Origin of the sequence: Pectobacterium peruviense (genome assembly GCF_003312355.2) — a bacterium.
GTDB lineage: Bacteria > Pseudomonadota > Gammaproteobacteria > Enterobacterales > Enterobacteriaceae > Pectobacterium > Pectobacterium peruviense.
Map to the genome: position 1 here is coordinate 4304619 of NZ_CP161826.1, position 18763 is coordinate 4323381.

Here is an 18763-nt window from a genome sequence, read left to right on the forward strand (position 1 = left end):
ATCAAGAGGCCTGAGGGGTTGTATTAAGAAACTGCATAAACGCATCGCGATTTTCGGCAGGAGACGTCGCAGGCCGCCCCAGATCGCTGCGATGACCTACGCGGCATTGCACCTCAATGAATTGACTACTTTGCGCCCGCAAAGCCTGTTGCAGCGCGGCCTGTAAGGCTTCTTCCGTTTCGGCGTAGTAGGTTTTTCCATAACCGCTGGCGGCAGCGATGGGTGCCAGCGGTAAGCGGGACGCCGCCGTGGGCTGCCCTCCCACAGAATCATGGGCACCGTTGTTGATGACGATGTGTATCAGGTTGCTTGCCTGGGCGGTGTTCGTCAGGCCGCCCATGTGCATCAATAGCGCTCCATCTCCATCCAGACAGACAACTTTCCGCTGCGGCTGCGCATCACACAGGCCCAGTGCGATTTGGCTGGCGAGGCCCATGCCACCAACGGTTAGAAAATCCCTCTGATGTCCTTCGCCACGCTGTTCGCGTAGTTCATAGAGTTCACGGGATAACATGCCCGTAGTACTCACAATCGGGATCGTGGATGGCAGCGCTTTCAGGCATGCGTCAACGATAGCTTCTCGCCACATCAACGCTGGCTCAGTTGCTGGGTTGGCAGGTACTGCTGGCGAGGAAAAGGTATTTTTTCTCACCACCAGTGCCACAGGACGGCGTTCATCATGCGCACGCTGGAGCAAAGCCTGAATGTCATCCCACGGGGGTGGGTTATGGCTATCCAGCACAATATGCGGAACATCAAGCACATTAAGTTGAGGTAACGTGACTCGCCCTTGCATAACATGCTGAGGTTCGTCGTGCTGCTGCTTACCGCTGTCATCAACTTCGCCACGCCAGCCGATAATCAGTAACAGCGGAATACCATAAACATCCGGCGTAGCCAGAGAACAGAGAGGGTTAATCGCATTGCCTAACCCCGAATTTTGCATATAGACCACGGGCAGCGTTCGAGTAGACAGATAATACCCAATCGCCATACCCACCGCGCAACCTTCATTACTCGCGATACGGTGTGAAAGCCCACCGTTATTACTTCCAATTGCCAAACAGAATGCTTTTAATAATGAGTCAGGGACGCCACTAAAAAAATGCACGCCGCGCTGAGCAAGAAATTCGATGAGCTTATTAGGGTCAATCACAATAAACCTCCCCTTCGCATCATGCTGTATTTAACAGCAATGATGACGCCTTAATTTTTCATTATGTGATACAGATAATTAGAGGTGACATAACATTTTCTTATCAAGAAGAACGACCATCTTATAGCGCCAAATAATAGCGTTATAAAATGATCATACTGACACCCCAATATATTGCGTTAGCGCGTTCCGGGTATAAGGTCCAGAATATCTTTTATCGACATACATTTATCCTCAACTTCCAGCGTCCGACCATGTTTGAGGATTTCTGGCAAAATGGATTTCATTGCAGGATAAGCCGCACGTAACATATGGTTTGCATAAATCACGATATTGAATCCACCATCAATCAGCTGATCGAAAGTAATATCGTTAAAACTGGTGGGAACGCAAACCAAAGGTAAATGTGGGTAATGAACGCGGAATTGTTTGGCGAACGTTAAAATTTCGCCAGGGTTCTTGTGTCGACTGTGGATCATAATCCCATCAGCACCGGCATCAGCATAATGCAGCGCACGGTTGATCGCATCCTCCATACCGACGTCCAGAATCAGGCTTTCAATACGGGCAATCAGCATAAACTCGGGCGTCAGCTGCGCTTTTTTGGCGGTCGTGATTTTTTCGCAAAAGTCCTCTACGGAAGCCTGCGTTTGCTTTACATCATTACCAAATAAAGAGTTCTTCTTCAGACCGGTTTTATCTTCGATAATCATGGCAGAAATACCCAGATTTTCGGCAGCACGAATACGGTGGGCCAAATGCTCAGTTTGCCCGCCAGTATCGCCGTCAAAAATTAATGGGCGACTGGTAACATCAAATATTTCCGTAATTGCATGGAAACGATGGCTGATATCGACCAACTCCGTATCGGGTTTTCCCCGCAAAGTAGAATCGGTGAGTGAACTAGACCAAAATGCATCAAATTGATAATGAATATCGCCATCTTCATAAGCGGCTTGTTCAATTAATAAAGCAGAAAGCGGACTGTGAGCCTCCATCACACGAATGCCTTTTTGCTGCTGTAATAATTCACGAAGTGCGCTGCGACGCGAACCCGGCGTGCACCCCTTATATGAATCCGTCGGGGTATGATTAGATAAAATAACAGACATGGTTATCTCCTATGTACCATAGAGTTGGGGGTATACTTTCCCTAGTAAACCAAGCGCAACAATCACAAGAACACGCAACGTTATATTTATTTAAATTAAATATACCAACAGGGTGATTCTATTCCTTGAAAACAACACTTCAATAGGGGTAAAAATTTTTTGTTTATTTTTTAATTTCACCTACCTTATTGAAATGGAATCAATTTGAACTAGATTAAAATTAATAAAACAGGATATTAATTAACGCGCACACCTTTATTCATGTTAAAAAACTAAAAAAATAGCAATCTTTAGTTTTTTACTTCAACACCTATTCTTATCGATGGGGTAGAGAGCGGAAATACTATTCTTATGTGTATTCACCGTTGAGTATATTATTCGCGGGTAAATAATGATCATGAAAATGTAGGAGAGACTTATAAACTCTCATGGTTTTATGACAATCCGATTTCTGTTTCATGATAGCGGTATAACACGCCCCCTCAGATATGCCTCTTCTCCCCTGCCGTAATCACACCGTTTTAAAAGATTATTTACATTTATGTAAATATCGATGTTTGCGTACCGATTTGTTGGTATAACAATATTCATTATCAATGAGATACAGCACGATATCTCTCCGAAATCCTGCCTGCGCATAGTGCTGATAAAGCGTGATGTTGTCGGCGTAATGACTCAACAACGGCCTAAGAATTTACTCTATGACATCAATCTCTGAATCACTCACCGTATTGATTAATCGCCGCGCGCAGCTGCGCGAGATGTTCGCGACGCATCAATTCGATGCACTCGATAGCCTGCTGGAACAAGAGCACCAGATTTGGCTGGATGGCCCGAATCTGCCTTATACCTATAACTGGAATATCAATTCGATCTTTGACCCAGCAGTGTCTCATGCCAACATTTTGTCGCACTTGCAGGCCTGGGTTGCCGCACGTCCTGAGAGCTACCACGCCCACCACCTCACCGGGCAGTACTGGGAAAATGCGGCAGCACGGATTCGTACCTCAAATGGTGGAGAATATGTAGAAGACGATCGCTGGATGGGGGCCGAACTGGCTCGCGATCTGGGCGTCGCGGCCTACCTGCGCGCCAGCGCGTTACATCAGCGACCTGCCCTGACCTTTTCGCGCCTGTTTCGTTTGACCTGCTATTTAGGTGAACCACAGTGGCTAGGCGTATTACTGCAAGGCGGTGAACCTCTGACCTACACGCAGCGTCAGGCGCAGGTTGAACCCGAGCTTTGGGAAGCGGGCCTACAGCACTTGCGTAATGAGGGTGCGCAAGCGCTTGTTGAGCTCCCTGTTGCTCTGCCTACTCCACTGCCAGCCAGAGAGGAGCACGAATGGGAAGAGCCCATGCACTACTGGCTGCGGGTCACCTTAGCCACTCGCCCACAGGACTTATCCATTCGTAACGAGTGCGTTTACTTCCTATACCCACGCTGGGGCGGTAGTCATGAAATAATGACTGAATTTATTGATGGGCCGCTGTGTGAAGCACTGACAGAGCCAGAACGTAACAGCCTGCGTGTTACGCAGTGTTGGGACTATATTGGCTATAACGGGCTACTACCCGATGCTCAGGACACAGAAAGCGTGGCGTACTGCCGAAGAACCTTCGACTGGTTGCTGACGCTTGAACTTGATGTCGATGTTCGGGCTAGAGTTCTACGTAAATACGCCAGCTTCCTCAGCACGTATGCGAGAACCGAAGAAGGTAACGAGATCCACTGGAATAAGGCCGATATGCAGAAGGCTTATGACCTGATGGTTGAAGCCTGGCAGGTTGATCTTCCTGAATCACACCCTGATGAGGGTGCGCTCGATACCTTAATCAGCTGTGTGAATTTTGCCGGTATCGAAGACAGCTTCAATTTGATGCCAAAATTTCTGGAACGCTGTCAGGCGTGGGCAGATTCGGCGTATGAAACCACTATCGCCGCGCTCGCCAGCAAATTTGGTTTCTATGGCATCGCTCAAGGCCAATTCGATAGCGATGCCTTGCTTGCGCGTTGCAGCACTCTCGAATCCGATGTCAATTTTGGCCAAGCCGCCGCTAACCTGTTTGAGTCGGTTTCCGAAGAAGCAGGGGTCTTTCTGCTACACGAAGCCGCAAGTTGGGGAGAAGTCTCCTCAATGGCGTCACTCGGTGACCTCTATTCAGGCCATCTATCACGCATGCACGGCCGGGATCCTTCACCTTATGAAGATCACGAAAAATCACGCTATTGGAAGGGTGTGTCGGCGGAGAAAGGCCATGTCATTAGCATGTACAACGTGGCCTATAATCTGATCAATGAAAATGACACGCTGACGCCGGAACAATATGAGCGTGCGAGCACACTGTTGTTCAGCGTACTGCGTAGCCCTAATCTGGGAAAAACCGTCTGGCAACGCTCGGCAAGAGAACTGAGCACACTTTTGTTGTTTAGCAATATCCCTGAAGATCAGGCGCTCTGTGTTGATAACGTACTGCCGGTGTTATGGGACGACGACGACGATGCCAACCGCGACTATGCGGCAGGTTACTACGCGTATGCTTTCCGTAACGGTGCAGGCGTAGCCCAAAATAGCTATCTGGCGAAAGTGTGGATCGATCGCGCGCTGGAAATCAGCCCTGATAGCCAATACAACCACGATCGGGCGAACGAAATCTATCAACGCGGCGGTATGCTGGGTGGCGTCCGGGCGAAGATGGCCTTCAACCGCGATAAAGCGAAAATAGATGCGCGTGGACGTGCAATCACGTTTGGTGATGACGCCCATCAGGAACACCAGTAGGCTTTCCCCATCGTGCTGTCTCTTCGTCATATTTTATGCGAACGCGGAGACAGTTTCGTGCGCCACAATACCGTCATTTTCATGCTACCTCGTAGCACGCGCCCGACACAGGGCGGCTCAGCGCCGTCGCCCTGTGAACCCTGGCTTTTGGCTAAATTATGTCGCTGCGCGATGCCTTCGTCGGCATCAGGCTTAACGGACCGCTTGCGACACGTTCCCGACGTGGCGCAAGCTTTCGCCGCGTCCCTGCGGCTCATCCTAAGCCTGCTATCTCCTCAGCATAATTTCTTACGCCGGATAACGGCCAACTCCGATTTCACTCCCTAATTATTTGTGTATTCGGAAACCTCTCATCGCGGAGAAATCACCGCATCATGTCATTGGCCAGCGATGCTGCCCTTTATCACTTTCAAACGTCGGTCAGACGTTTACGATCGACCTTACCGCTGCCAGTTTTGGGGAGCTTATCCAACGTCACGATGCGCCCCGGCACCATGTAAGCGGGCAAGAACTGATGCAGCTGTTTACGCAGCGCCAGCTTGGTCATCTCTGAACCGGGTTTATATTCAACGTAGCCAACCAGCACCGCGTCATCCCCTTCGCCCTGAAGTTTGACGGCCGCATCCTGCACCTGTTCGATCCGCTTCAATTGCGCTTCGATCTCCCCTAGTTCGATGCGAAATCCCCGTAATTTCACCTGATCGTCGAAACGCCCGAGATACTGATAGCGATCGTCCCCCAGCAACCGGACTTTATCACCCGTGCGATACATTCGCTGCCCGGATTCCATCTGCTGAACAAAACGATCCTGCGTCAGATCGTCACGCTGCCAGTATCCGCTGCTCAGCGCCTCACCGAGAATGCACAGTTCACCCACCATCCCTTCTGCCAGAGGATGACGATCGTCATCGATCACCAGATGTTGATAGCCCGCCAGCGTATTCCCAAGCGCAATCGTGTGCTGGTTCTCCAGTGCAGCGCCGTCAATTTGCGCCATCTGCGACCAAATTGTCGCTTCGGTTGGCCCATAGCAATTCCACAGCGTCTTGCAACGGCTGACCAAGCGCTGTGCCAGTCGCAGATCCAGCGCTTCGCCGCCGCATAGCGCCACCAGATCAGGTTTACCCTGCCAGCCCGCTTTGAACATCATGCGCCAGAAAGCAGGTGTGGCCTGCAACACGTTGATTTCCGGTCGATCCTGAAAATACGCCACAACCGCCTGCGGATCTTTGTACTCCTCATGTGTGGTCAGATGCAGCACGCCACCGACCCACAGCGGCGCAAACACTTCCAGCATGGAGATATCAAAGGCAAGCGTAGTGATGAGCAGCCAGTTCGCGTTATCCGTTAAGGCCAGCCGCTCTACGCTGGCATGAATAAAGGTTTGCAGCGCCCGCTGACCAATCACCACGCCTTTCGGTTTCCCCGTCGAACCGGAGGTAAACATCATATAGGCTGCCGTTTCCGGCCCACCCGCCTGTGCCAACTGTACGCCCACGGAAGGGGCACGGTCTGCATCCGGTAAATCACAGAGGTTCAGTATCGGGCAGTCAAACGTCAGCGACCCACCGGTATAACCATCCTGCAAGACCGCAGCCAGCGCGGCTTCTTGCTGAATCGCCTGTAGCCGCTCCCCAGGGAAATCTGGCTCCAGCGGTACAAACGCTATCTGAGAAAACAGGCAGGCGAGTAGCGCCGCCACCGTGTCAGGCTGCCGACTGAGATGCAGCCCCACGCGCTGACCGGCAGTGATGCCCTGCGCAGCTAACGTCTGCTGAATCAACGCCACACGTTGCAGTAGTTCCCGATAGCTAATGGCGCGTTCCTGAAAACGGATCGCGACACGATCCTGACGCGCATCCTGAGCAAGTCGCATGAACAGTTCCTCATGCAGTGCACGCGCCTGCGTCCTGTGGGGTAACGGCGCCACCAGCGGGCTGAGGCGAATTTGCGCCAGCCGCTCCCAGCGCTGTGCCAACAGGCCATCGAGTAGCCGCGTGAGATGGCGCGCAATACGCTGAAGCTGCTGATTATCGAGCTGTCCATCAGGCGCGGTCAGAATTAACCGATCGTTCTGCACCTGTACGATCAGCGCCACTTTTTGCACGGCTTCAGGTAACGACGCCACATCTCCCGCAATTAGCAGGCTGCTAAACAACGCATGCAGGGTTTCAGCGGTCAGAACCGCTGGAGCAGACTGCGGATCACACGACGATCCCACCTCTGCGATCCACTCGCTGACAAGACGATCGCGCTGTTGAAAATGAGCGATCAACGGCCTCACGTTATCAGGAAGATCGGACGTAACGAGCGCAGCACAGACCTGTTCTTCACCACTGTATTTGTACAGCAGCCAGCTCCACGCCGCGCACACCAATGATGCAGGATACTGACGGGACAACTCACCGCTGTGGCGCTGTTCCCCGTGTGCGGCACCCGCCCGCTGCCCGAAGGCTGTCGGTTGTTGAATATCGGCCAACAGATTCTCGATGACACCATTGCTCCCTATCATGACAGCGTTTCCTCATTGGCGGTAGCCTTCGACCGTGCCAGATATCCACTCAGCGCCTGCGGTGAAGAGTAGCGCTGCAATAGCGCCACGCTCACTGGCTGCGCTAGCGTACGGCTCAGCGCCTGTGCCAGCGCAATACGCTGGAGCGAATCGACACCACTTTCACACAACGTACGTGACCAGAGGCCAGACTCACCGAGGCCGGGTTCACCGGGATGTAGCGTTTGCGCCCACACGCGCAGCAGCGCTTGGGCAAACGGCGTATCAGGCTGGCTAATGCTGCTATCCGGCACGATTTTCTGTGCCGCCACCGAGCCTGTCGCTTTCCCATGCCAGATAATCTCGGCTGGCTGCTGCGGTGCGCTATTGATCAGCGCCACCACTTCGTCATGCCAGCGCATTAACACCCGACGCGCCTGCGCGCTGTCCAGCGCGTCTGCATCAAACTCAAAGCGCAGCAGCATGCAGCCAGACTGCTCACGCACCACCAGATTCAGCGGCATTTCTACCTTTTCATAGGCTGCTGAAAACTCGGGATATAGCCGATGCGGATCGTCAGCGCGTTGGCCTTCCTCCGCTTTCGCATCTGGATAGTTCTCATAGATAAACAAGCTGTTGAACAGACGAGAACGTCCAGCCGTAAGCGCAATCAGCGACTGCGTGGCATGCTGATTCATCGCCATCAGTTCATTCTGCAACTGCACCAGATGCTGTTGTAGCGACACGGACTGCTGCCAGCTCAGCGCCAGCGGTAGGCTGTTGATGTATAGGCCCACGCTGCTCGCCACGTCTTCCACCGGACTTTCTCTGCCCGACAGCACGTTCCCGACAATACTGACCGCATCGCCAGTCGAACGCGCCAGCAGCCGATGCCAGGCGTATTGCGCGATAATGCTGTGCGTAACGCCCACTTCACGGGCAAAAGCGATTAGCGTCACCTGATCCTGTTCGTTCAGACTCACGCTGGTGACCTGCGGTTCAATTTGCGTCAGATGCTGGTTGAGATCGGCGCGTTTCCCCGCAGCCGCAAACAGCACGCCCACATCGTTCGTCTGTGCCAGCAGCGACTGCCGCTGCTGCCAGAAAGCATCGACGGCAGGCTGCTGTGCTACGGCATGCCGCGCATAATCCACATAGGCGCGATCCACCTGAATCGCTGGTGCGTCGCCGTGCATTAACACCTGCCCCTGCATCAGCATCTGATAGTCACGGTGTACCGCACCCAGCAACTGTGGTCCGCTCCAGCCATCGATCACGCAGTGATGACAGCTAAGAACCACCCGATAGTCCTGCTCGCCCAAACGGAAACAGGCAATGCGCAACAGCGGCGGCTGTGACAAATCAAATCCGGTGCGTAAATCCTGCTGACGATAGCGTTCGATGACTGCGAGCGGATCGGCATCCTGCATCAAATCCTGATAGTGGAAAGGCAGGTCTGCCTGCTTCACAATCACCTGTACGTTGGCACACTCGCTTTCCAGCGCGGCACGCAAGGCTGGGAAACGCTGAATCTGACGCTGCCACGCCTGACGATAGCCTTCCACATCCAGCGCCTGCGCATAGCGAATCGGCGTTTGCAGATGGTAAGCATCGTCCTGTGGACAGCGCAGGCGGTGGTACAACATTGACTGCTGAAGCGATGACAGCGGCAACAGTGTGTCGATGTCATAACGCTGTGACAGGCTGTCGAGCTGCGTCTGACTCAGATTGACGGCCGGGAAATCGCTGGGGGTAAAGACGATTCCGTGGCTTAGCTGTGTCAAACAGGCTTCCGTCAGCGCACGCAGATTCTCGGTCAGCCGCGCCATCAGACGTTCACTGTAACGCTGATTGAGGCAACCAACCTGACGCAGCGTCAGCTGTCCGCCCGTAATACCACCGTGGAGACTGATAACCTCTGCCGGTTTATTCTTTGGTGATACGCAGCATCCCGGCGCGATATCTACCGGACGCCACGTACCCGCAGCCTGAACCGACAGCCCAAGATAGTTGAACACAATCGGCGACAAAGTCAGCGAATTGCCTTGCGGGTGATGGTAGCGCAGCGGATTAAACCCGACGCCTTTATCCGGCACCTGACGCAGTTGTTCCTTGCTGGATTGAATCAGAGAAGCCCAGTCTGGCTTATCTTGCAGGCACACCGGATAGGTGCTGGTAAACCACCCGACGGTGCGGCTGACATCCAGCGTCGGATCAATCGCTTCGCGACCATGCCCTTCCAACATGATGCGTGCTTTATCGCCCCAGCCGAGATCGTTTAGCGTGCGAGTCAGCGCCGCCAGCAGTAAATCGCTGACGTCGGTGTTAAAGGCACGATTGGCCTCGCTCACCAGTTGGCCCGTGGTTTCCGTATCCAGCGTCAGAATGGCGGCGCTGGCATGGCCCTGTGGATCTTTCGCCGCCAGTAGCGCCGTCAGATCTACGCCGTCTTCCTGCGCCTGCCAGTACGTCAGCTGTTCCACATGCTGTGTGGCGTAGTGTTGCAGCGCCGCGCCCCACTGACGATAGCTGGAGGTTTTCGGCAGCAGCGGTTCACCGAGGTACAACCGTTCCAGATCGTCAACCAGAATGCGCCAGGACACGGCATCAATCACCAGGTGGTGGAAAGCGAGGAACAAGGCGGTATCCGCCTGTGGATGGTGCCGCACCAGCGCACAGGCCATCGTTCTTCCCTGCGCAGGATCGAATTCACTCTGCAATACGGTAAATGCCTGTTGCAGGCCATCGTCGCCAAGCTGGCGATAATCCAGCGTCGGCAAAGCAGGGCAAGGCGCATCCGCCAGATAGCGTTGCCCTTCGGCATCACAGGCCAGACGCAGCGCATCGTGCTGTGCCATCAACGCCTGCAACATCGTGGCAAGCCGTTCGGTATCCACTTCCGGCAGTTGGATCATCGCCGCCTGATTCCAGTGCTCAGGACGTGCCAGAGATTGCTCCATGAACCAGCGCTGAATCGGCAGCAGCGCGAACCCGCCTTCCAGTGTGCCCTGCTCCGCGACAGTGCCTGTATCTCGATTATTCTGCGCCAGCACACGGCACAAACGCCGTACACTCTTCGCTTCAAAAACGTCTTTCACCGTGCAGGCATAGCCTGCGCTGCGCAGTCGCGTTGTCAGTTGGATACTGAGGATAGAGTCACCGCCTAAGCGGAAAAAATCATCCTCAACGCCCAGCGGTGTATTCAGCACGCTGCGCCAAATCGCCAGCACGTCCGCTTCCAACGGGTTATCAGCCTCACCGTCGCCTTCGTTGGCTTCCAGCACCGGCGGCAATTGTTTCATATCGAGCTTACCGTTCGGCGTCAGCGGCATGTCTTCCAGCAGCATTAGCCGGAAAGGCACCATGTATTCCGGTAGGTACTTTGCAACATCAATCAGTACGGCGGCAGGTTCAGGCGTGCTGCTGTCAGCTTTCACCGTGGCATAAGCGACCAGCGCAGGACGGCTTCCCACCTGCGCCACGATGACTTTAACCTGCTTCAGCGATGGGCAGACTGTCGACAGCTGAGCCTCGATTTCACCCGGTTCGATGCGGTAACCACGCAGCTTTATCTGCTCATCGATACGGCCACAGTATTCATAGTCACCGTTGTTCAGCAGTCTGGCTTTATCGCCAGTGCGATAAATACGCAACGTTGCCGTGCCGTGCCCCGCATTGTTCACATCGTTTAACGTGATGTGTTCGAAGCGGCTGGCGGTCATCTGCGGTTGATTGAGATAACCACGCGCCAGACCAAGCCCCGCAAGGCACAGTTCACCCGGCACGCCCGCCGGACACAGCTGTCCGGCCGCATCCAGAATCAGCGCCTGAATATGGGTGAGCGGTTTACCGATGGTGACGGGCTGGCCTTTACGCAGACGGGTACTCAACGCCGTGACGGTACATTCCGTCGGCCCGTACATGTTGTACAGCGCCACCTTATCGGCCCAGTTTTCCACCACCGCGTTCGGGCAGGCTTCCCCGCCCATGCCAATCGCTTGAATACCGTTAACCTGTTTAGGATCGAGAATCGACATCAGTGCCGTCGGTAGGATCAGGTGTGTCGCACCCGCCTGTTCGGCCTGCATAATTGCGCGATCGTTCGGCTCGCCAAACGCTAACGTTCCACCGCTGCTTAGCGGCAGCAGCGTCGTCATGTTACCGGCATCAAACGAGAGCGACATGCAGTTGAACATCGTGCTTTGTGGCGTGAAATCGATGCGATCGCGATGATCGTCCAGCAGATTGATCAGCGAACCGTGTTCGATCATCACGCCTTTCGGCAAGCCGGTCGATCCCGAGGTGTAGATCACCTGTGCCAGTTGCTGTGCATGACGCGGAATTGCAGGGGGTTCATCACCCGGCAGATCCTGCCACTGATCGACAACCGCCGGATCGGTCAGATCGATGCGCTGTTCGGCTGACCATTGCGCCAGCTGTTGCCCATCGCCGCCGAGAATAACGGCAAGATTGGCATCGGTAATAATGTGGCGCAGTCGCTCTGGCGGATAGTCAGGATCCAGCGGCACATAGGCTGCACCCGCTTTCCAGATGGCAAGCAACGCAATAACAAAATAGCGATCGCGTTTCGCCAGCACGCCAACCAGCGACTGTTCGCCCAGCCCTTGACGATGCAGCCAGTGCGCGAGCTGGTTAGCCTGCCTGTTCAGCTCGGTATACGTCAGCGTGTCGGTGCGCTCCTCACAATCAAAGGCAATCGCCAACTGCTGTGGATCACGCTGTGCCACGGCTTCAATCACGTCGGTTACCGTCAACTGTGGCTGCGGATAGCTACGCGGCAACTGCTCGGTTTCAGCCAGCACGGCGGCAAATCGATCCGCTTCCATCAACGGCAGATGCCAGACATCGGTTTCCGGGTTTTCCACCACGGCTTCGATCAGTCGGATAAAGCGGTCGGCGTAATACTGGATTGTCTGGCGTTCAAACAGCGAGGTGGCAAACAACCAGTCCAGCCGCACTTCGCCCATCAGTTCCGTCACCTTGACCGAAATGTCCGTCTTGGCGGGCAGCACCGGCGAAGTTTCCTCCGCCGCATCACAGCCAGGGATCAGATCGTTGAAATCCACTTTGGCTTGATAAACCAGCATGACCTGGAAGATCGGGTTGATCGCCGTGGTGCGATCGGACCCGATCGCCTCACTCAGCGCTTCAAAGCGATAGAGCTGATGATCGAAGGCTGAGAGATCCTGTTCGCGACAGTATTGCAGGTAATCGACAAAATTCTGACTGTCCTCCAACTGGGTACGCAACACGATGGTGTTAACGAAGAAGCCGACGACATCTTCGATATCCGGCCGTTCGCGATAGGCCAGCGGGGAGCCAATCACAATGTCTTTCTCGCCGCTGATGCGCGCCAGCATCAGGGAGAACACCGCATGCAGGCCAATGAAGTTAGACGTATTGTAGCGCTGACACAGACGCTTGAATTTATCCCACAGATCGTTGTTGATCGCGGAGAAGATCACCTCACCGCCGCTGTTCTGATGCGCCGGACGCGGTTTATCCAGCGGCAGGCTGTGTACTTCAGGAATACCCGTCAGCCGCTCAACCCAGAACGGTTTGAATTCGTTGTGGTAATCCAGAAATGCGTCGGAATTAAACCAGTGTGCGTAGTCGATATAGTTAAGCTGGGTGGTCTCGACGGGATAAGGCTGGCGGTTTTGACAGGCCAAAAAGGCTGGTTTGAAGTCCGCAAACAGATTCTTCACTGACCAGCCATCGGAAATGATGTGGTGCTGGGTGATCATCAGAACATGTACCCACTCACTCATCTTCACCAGCCGCACGCGGGTGAGATCGCCCGCCGTGAGATCGAACGGACGGCTGATTTCCGCTTTCACCTGTTGCTGCAAGCGCTCTTCCCGCTCGTCTTCCGGCAACCGTGAGAAGTCATCATGCTGTATCACAAACGGCTGATAGGCATCGATACGCTGTTCACCCTTGCCCTGTTCATTGACCACAAAACGGGTGCGCAGGCTGGCATGGCGCTGCGCCAGCGCGTCAAAGGCAAACTCCAACGCGGCCACATCCAGCGTGCCAGTCAGACGAAAATAGACCGGCATGTTGTAGAGGTGTGATTGCTCTTCGTATTGTTCGATAAACCACAGTCCGCTTTGCGATGATGACAGCGGGCCAGACGTCGCATTCTGCGGTGTGATAGGGCGTTCAAACGCCTGCTGCGCCGTCAGGCAGCGCACGATAGCGTCTTTGTTTTCCTTAATCGTGCGCCCAATTTCTGCCGTGATCGCTTCTTTATTGGACTGCGAAATCAGCTGTCCTTGCGCATTTAACGCCAGACGTACACCCTGCCGTTCCAGCTGCTTTAACAGCGTTACGATATCTTTCATGACTTGTCACTCTCTCAGCAAATCAGGCCGTTAGCGTTGCCCCGCCATCCACCACCACGTCCTGCATGGTGATGTGGCTGGCCAGATCGGAAGCCAAAAAAACCACGGTATTGGCGATCTCTTCCGGCTGAGCAATCTTGCCCAGCGGAATCCCCAGCTTGTACTGGTCAGGAAAGCCCGCGATAGTGCGCTGTTCCGCATCGGCGCTGTGCCACATGCCGCGCTGCATCGGCGTATCCGTCGATCCTGGTGACACCAGATTGCAGCGCACGCCGTAAGGCGCCAGCTCCAGACCGGCACAGTGAGACAGGCTGGTAAGCGCCGCTTTCGAGGCGCAGTACGCCGCCATCTGCATGCGGGGAACATGCGCAGCATTGGAGCCGATGCAGATAATCGCGCCGCAGCGCTGCTGCTTAAAGTGCGGCACCAGTGCATTCAGCAGATAAAATGCGCCGGAGGCATTGACGTTAATACACTGCTGCCAGTCATCCACGCTCAGCGCATCGATATCACCTAAACGCAGGATCCCGGCGGCATTGACCAGAACGTCGAGTCCCGTTTCCGCCAACTGCTGACGACACACTGCCGCCACGCTATTCGGTTCGCTGATATCCAGCGTCACGCAGGTAAACGGGCGATCGTTATACGGGGAAGCGTTATGTTGGAATGCGCGATCGAATCCGATCACCTTCGCGCCCAGCGAGACAAACTGTCGGGCAATGCTTTCGCCAATGCCGCTCGCCGCGCCGGTTACCCAGACGGTCTGCCCGCTGAAATCAAACTGAAGAGGTTGTGCCTTGTTCATCATTTTCCCTACCACACCATTTCCACGCTGTTTTCATCCTGTGACAGCCTGTCATCCAGATAGCAGCAGAAGTCGCTGAGCTGTGGATGATCGAACACATCAGAGACTTTGATGCTGACGGAAAACTCTGCGGCCAGACGATTGACGATCTGGATGGTCTGTAATGACTGTCCGCCCAGTTCGAAGAAGTTATCCCGCGATTGAATCCCCGACACACCGAGGATCTGCTGCCAGATGGCGCTGACCCGATTCTCGGTGTCGCTGGCTAGCGCCTGCGTCGGTGCATCATCGTGATATTCCGTCAGCAGACGCTTGCGATCGACCTTGTTGGATCCGGTTTTCGGCAACTGATGGAAAGCACGATAATCGGTGGGGATCATGGCAGGCGGCAGTACGCTGCTCAGGCGTTGTTTCAGCGCGCGGGCATCGATCTCGCCCTCTTTCGTGGCGATAAACGCCACCAGACGTCGCACCCCGTTGGGGTAAACAATGCCCTGCACGCAGGCTTCATCGACTTCCGGTTGCGCCAGCAAATGGGCTTCGACTTCCCCTGGCTGAATCCGATAGCCGCTGATTTTAAATTCGTTATCCATGCGCCCGAGGTACAGCAGCTGTCCTTTTTCCAGACGCACTCTGTCACCCGTACGATAAGCCGGAAGATCCCGTTCGCCCACTGCTAGCTGCGTAAACGCCGTGTGTTCCGTGCCGATGTAACCCGCGGCCAGCGTTGGCCCCAGCAGCACCAGTTCACCTTCCGCCGCAGGGCGATCGCCCGTCGCCAGAACCAACGCGTTTACTCCTGCCAACGGCAGACCGATAGGGAGCTGCGCCACATCAGCAGACTGGGTTTGCAGGTCGCAGCTGGTCGCCACCACCGTGGTTTCCGTTGGGCCATACGTATTGATTAATCGCAGCGTATCCGGCGCGTGGCGTTGCCACTGCACCAGTTGTTCGGGATACACGGCTTCACCACCGATGATGATAGCGCGCAGTGCAGAAGGCAGGGTCAGCGTGCCGGTTTTCAGCCCCACCACCCATTCGTTCCAGAATGCGGTCGGCAGATCGAGCAGCGTAATCGCCTGTGCGTCTACCTGTTCGACAAAGGTGGGAATCGATTCCAACATCTCATCGGTACGCAGCACCAGCGTCGCACCGCTGGTTAGCGTGGCAAAAATCTCTTCGATGCTGGCATCAAAGTTAAACGGAGCAAATTGCAGCACGCGATCCGCGGCACGCAGGCCGTAGCGCTGACGTGCCGCCGCAGTGAAATGATCCAGCGCGCTAGCACCGATCTCCACGCCTTTCGGCAATCCGGTCGATCCCGAAGTAAACATGACGTAGGCAATCTGGCCTTCTCTCGATTCCGCCATCGGCAGCGCCACGGCATGCGCATTGGATGACAGAAGATGCCCCGCCAGAACGATTTCACCGGAAAAGACCGAAGCCAGCCGATGCTGGTAATCCGCCTGCGTCACAATCGTACGCAGCTCGGCAATCTGGATGATGTGTTGCTGACGCTCGCGCGGCTGTTCAGGGTCAAGCGGCACATAAACCGCACCGCACTGCATCACGGCCAGCAAACTGATAATGGTTTCAGGGCTACGGTTCAGCATAATCCCGATGCGTTCGCCGGGTTGTACACCGCGCTCATGTAGCGCCGCAGCGGCCTGACCGCTTAGATCCATCAGTTGCTGATAGCTGTATTGCCGATCGCGCTGCGCCAATGCGATATGACTCGGGTTTTTACGCGCCTGCTTGGCAATCGCCGTCAGAACCGGCTCAACAAACGGTTCAGGCTCACGGCTGGTGATCAGCGCCAGTTCACGTTCTTCACGCAGCCAGCGTCCCAGCAGTTCGCCGCTGGTTTGCTGCGGCTGCGTCAGCCAGCGCTGAAGCAGCGTGAACAGAGTTTCTTGCAGGCTGGCAAGCGCTTCTGCGCTGTAACAAGCTGGATTGGCATCAAAATCCAACACCGGCGTGCCATCAGGTTTGAAATGGATCTCGATCGTCAGATCTTCTACCGGCCCGGCACTGAGATTCAGCGTGCTGGACGACAGCGATCCGTAATTGAGTGGATGATCGAACGGCATGATATTGATCAGCGGCCCGAAAAGGCGCTGTTCGCCGCCAACGCGATTCAGGTCGCGGCGTAAATGCTCATAGCGATAATGCTGATGACGACGAAGCGTGCGTTTGGTGCGGGCAACCTGTTGCGCCAGCGCCACAAAATCCGCCTGTTCATCCACCTGAATACACAGCGGTACGATATTCATCTGCATGCTCGGCACCATCAGCGAGGCAGAACCGATACGGTTCATCACCATCATCCCGAACGTCAGTCGGTCGATGCCGGACACCAGTTTCAGATGCGTCGCCAACATCGCTAAAAACAGATCCGGCCAGCTGATTTTATTGCCTTCACACAGAGCGGTCAGCGGTTGCCAGAGATCCGCAGGCATATCACAGCTTTGACGCAAAAAACGCGCGGCTATCGGTGCTTTCTTCTCACTAAAACTGGCGGGTTCCGGCATCGCGTTCAGCGTCTCTAGCCAGAAATCACGCGCCTGCGCCGTCTGCCCGCAGGCATCGCGCTGCCGTTCCTCTTCCAACACCTCACTGAACGGACCAAACTCGGCCAGCGGTGCGGACTGCCCCGCCGTCAGCGAGGTATAGATCTGGGCGATGCGTTGAAACAGCATCGTGGTGCCAAAGCCGTCTAATGCAATATGGTGAACACAGCTGTAGAGAAAATCGCGTTTTTCACCGCATAGCAGCGCAAAACGGCAGGGTAATCCGTTCAGTAAATCCAGCGGCAGAGAGATTTCGTCACGCGCCCACTGACGTATCGTCTGCTCTTCGTCCGTCATCGGTGCAGGCAACAGTTCGACAATCGGCAGCACGCCAATCGGAACGGGCAGTTGCGAAGCCACAAAACCTATCTCTGGTTGCTCTGCATATTCACCCGCAACCTCAACAAACTGGCAGTACAGGCACTCGCATTCCATCACGGCCTGACGAATTGCGCTCAGCATGGCGTCAATATCGACTTTGCCATCAAATGCGATGCATTCCGCCGTGTTGAACGTCGCCTTATCATCGTTCAGCGCATGGCCTAACCACAGCCCGCGCTGCGCAACGCTCAACGGCTTCATAATGCGGCTCCCTGCTGTTTTTCGATCAGCGCCCACCAGGCATTCAGGCTGGGGTTACGCGCCAGATCGACAAAACTCAGCGTAACGCCTTGATTGCGCCATTCGGTCAGCAGCGCCATCATGCGCACCGAGTCCAGACCATAATCGATCAGGTTTTCATCTTCATCGAACTGATCTTCTTCTTCGTCGATTAAGCTCAGCAGATGCGCTCTCAGTCCTTGTTTCGTCAGTGCCTGTGCCATTTTCTCTCCCGTAAGTTCTGCTGTACTGACCACCCGTCCGGCGCGCGTCGCCACATATTTCAGCGCCATCAGATGTTCCTGAAGTGAGAAATCCGCAATAGCATCGCCCACCATGAAGGGTTTGATATCGCGCATGAAGGCATCCGTCGCGGTAATCATGCAGCCGATATGCCCGTAAACGCCGCAGATAATCAGCTGATCTTTGCCCATCTCTTTCATCATCGGTTCCAGCGGGGAACGATGGAATGCGCTGTAGCGCCACTTCACCAGCACCGTGTCATGCTCATCCGGAGCCAAGGCGCTCACAACACGCTGTTTCTCAGGATGATTATTCAGCCCTGCGCCCCACATATCATTCAGCAGCGCACGATCAGCGGCGCTCTGCGCGTTAGGCTGCGCGGTATACACCACAGGGATCCCCAGAGCTTTACAGTAGGTTCTCAGCGCCGAAATATTCTCAATCAGCTGCTGTGCCAGCGGGCTATCCGCACCATAGAAATTCACGAAATAGTCCTGCATGTCGTGAATCAGCAGCACCGCACGTTCAGGTTCAAACGCCCAGGAAACTTTGTTTTCTGGGAAATCCTGTGCGCGCGGCAGGGGATAAGAAGCAATAGAAGGGATTGCCATCACAAAATCCTTATTTATTTTGAA

8 protein-coding genes are annotated in these 18763 nt (G+C 54.8%); 1 reads left to right on the plus strand and 7 read right to left on the minus strand.

Features of this window, described 5'->3' with window-relative positions:
* Position 1: 1 nt before the first annotated feature.
* The gene (gene aepY / locus DUT67_RS19405) at positions 2 to 1156 is read right to left on the minus strand and encodes a phosphonopyruvate decarboxylase (protein ID WP_113632121.1); all 1155 of its coding nucleotides are present in this window, start codon (positions 1154 to 1156) and stop codon (positions 2 to 4) included.
* A gap of 179 nt (positions 1157 to 1335) precedes the next feature.
* Positions 1336 to 2268 carry a phosphoenolpyruvate mutase gene (aepX, locus tag DUT67_RS19410; protein WP_048258525.1) on the minus strand — a complete coding sequence of 311 codons (933 nt, stop codon included), beginning with the start codon at positions 2266 to 2268 and terminating at the stop codon, positions 1336 to 1338.
* Positions 2269 to 2969: 701 nt separating this feature from the next.
* Here aepX and DUT67_RS19415 point away from each other — a divergent pair.
* The gene (locus DUT67_RS19415; RefSeq protein WP_113626367.1) at positions 2970 to 5051 is read left to right on the plus strand and encodes a DUF4034 domain-containing protein; all 2082 of its coding nucleotides are present in this window, start codon (positions 2970 to 2972) and stop codon (positions 5049 to 5051) included.
* 409 nt (positions 5052 to 5460) lie between these two features.
* Here DUT67_RS19415 and DUT67_RS19420 read toward each other — a convergent pair whose 3' ends face one another.
* Genes DUT67_RS19420 through DUT67_RS19440 form a run of 5 tightly spaced genes read right to left on the minus strand, consistent with a single transcriptional unit; the run spans position 5461 to position 18739 of the window.
* The gene (locus DUT67_RS19420; protein ID WP_113632122.1) at positions 5461 to 7563 is read right to left on the minus strand and encodes an amino acid adenylation domain-containing protein; all 2103 of its coding nucleotides are present in this window, start codon (positions 7561 to 7563) and stop codon (positions 5461 to 5463) included.
* On the minus strand, positions 7560 to 13910 hold the full coding sequence (locus DUT67_RS19425) for a non-ribosomal peptide synthetase (protein ID WP_113632123.1): 6351 nt from the start codon (positions 13908 to 13910) through the stop codon (positions 7560 to 7562). The genes DUT67_RS19420 and DUT67_RS19425 overlap by 4 nt, the downstream gene beginning before the upstream one ends.
* Before the next feature lie 22 nt (positions 13911 to 13932).
* Positions 13933 to 14718 carry a 2,3-dihydro-2,3-dihydroxybenzoate dehydrogenase gene (gene dhbA, locus DUT67_RS19430; protein WP_113626530.1) on the minus strand — a complete coding sequence of 262 codons (786 nt, stop codon included), beginning with the start codon at positions 14716 to 14718 and terminating at the stop codon, positions 13933 to 13935.
* A 5-nt stretch (positions 14719 to 14723) separates the two neighbouring features.
* On the minus strand, positions 14724 to 17867 hold the full coding sequence (locus DUT67_RS19435) for a non-ribosomal peptide synthetase (RefSeq protein WP_113626371.1): 3144 nt from the start codon (positions 17865 to 17867) through the stop codon (positions 14724 to 14726).
* Positions 17864 to 18739: an isochorismatase gene (locus tag DUT67_RS19440; RefSeq protein ID WP_113626372.1), complete on the minus strand. Its 876-nt coding sequence runs from the start codon at positions 18737 to 18739 to the stop codon at positions 17864 to 17866. The genes DUT67_RS19435 and DUT67_RS19440 overlap by 4 nt, the downstream gene beginning before the upstream one ends.
* Between the last annotated feature and the right edge of the window lie 24 nt (positions 18740 to 18763).

Coding starts and splice junctions, on each gene's coding strand:
- aepX (WP_048258525.1), bottom strand. CDS start 2,268: ATGTCTGTTATTTTATCTAATCATACCCCGACGGATTCATATAAGGGG.
- DUT67_RS19415 (WP_113626367.1), top strand. CDS start 2,970: ATGACATCAATCTCTGAATCACTCACCGTATTGATTAATCGCCGCGCG.
- DUT67_RS19420 (WP_113632122.1), bottom strand. CDS start 7,563: ATGATAGGGAGCAATGGTGTCATCGAGAATCTGTTGGCCGATATTCAA.
- DUT67_RS19425 (WP_113632123.1), bottom strand. CDS start 13,910: ATGAAAGATATCGTAACGCTGTTAAAGCAGCTGGAACGGCAGGGTGTA.
- dhbA (WP_113626530.1), bottom strand. CDS start 14,718: ATGATGAACAAGGCACAACCTCTTCAGTTTGATTTCAGCGGGCAGACC.
- DUT67_RS19435 (WP_113626371.1), bottom strand. CDS start 17,867: ATGAAGCCGTTGAGCGTTGCGCAGCGCGGGCTGTGGTTAGGCCATGCG.
- DUT67_RS19440 (WP_113626372.1), bottom strand. CDS start 18,739: ATGGCAATCCCTTCTATTGCTTCTTATCCCCTGCCGCGCGCACAGGAT.